Raw genomic sequence first — 589 nt, 5'->3', positions numbered from 1 at the left:
AAACTTGCGCATTGCCGTAAACACGCGCCCTATCGTAAATGTGTGGCTCTTCGTAAACTTGTGCATTGCCATAAACTTCTGCATTATCAAAAACGTGCGGTTCACCGCAAATATGTGCATCACCGTAAACTTCTGCATGACCGTAAATGCATGGTTCATCGAAAACTTCTGCTTTGCCATAAATACGAGAATTGTCGTGAACATGTGCATAACCGTAAACATGTGCATTTTCGTAAACCTTAGCATCATCATAAACCTTGGCATAATCTCCAATCCAGCAATTACCATGATGTGATAGGTTGTCTTCTTTCTCGATATAGCCTCCAAGATCACCTTTCTTGACGTCCCCAAAATCTCTCAATGCACGAATGCGGTGGAGAGTTTTACCTTCAATCTCAGTTGTTTCATCAGTCAGTTCATATTTATTTTCCATGGTTTATTTCCTTGATTTGCGTACAATCCACCCGTGGCGTGAATCACGCATGTGTTGAAAGTGTTAGGAAAGGGTGGGGGTGCTGGGAGGAGAGAGCACCCCCATAGGTTTAAGCAGCTTTTGCCAAAATCTTTTGCATCTCTTGTTCTATTTCCC

General features: G+C 42.6%; 1 protein-coding gene. It reads right to left on the bottom strand.

Annotated elements, in window-relative coordinates; all coding sequences use genetic code 11:
• The coding region (locus tag ACFIO5_RS12990; protein WP_375705631.1) for a hypothetical protein at positions 1–433 on the bottom strand (433 nt) is incomplete at its 3' end.
• Positions 434–589: the final 156 nt, after the last annotated feature.

Source organism: Bartonella sp. AA86SXKL (genome assembly GCF_042196885.1).
The sequence above is the reverse complement of the archived record's forward strand: the minus strand, read 5'-3'. Positions and strand labels throughout refer to the sequence as shown.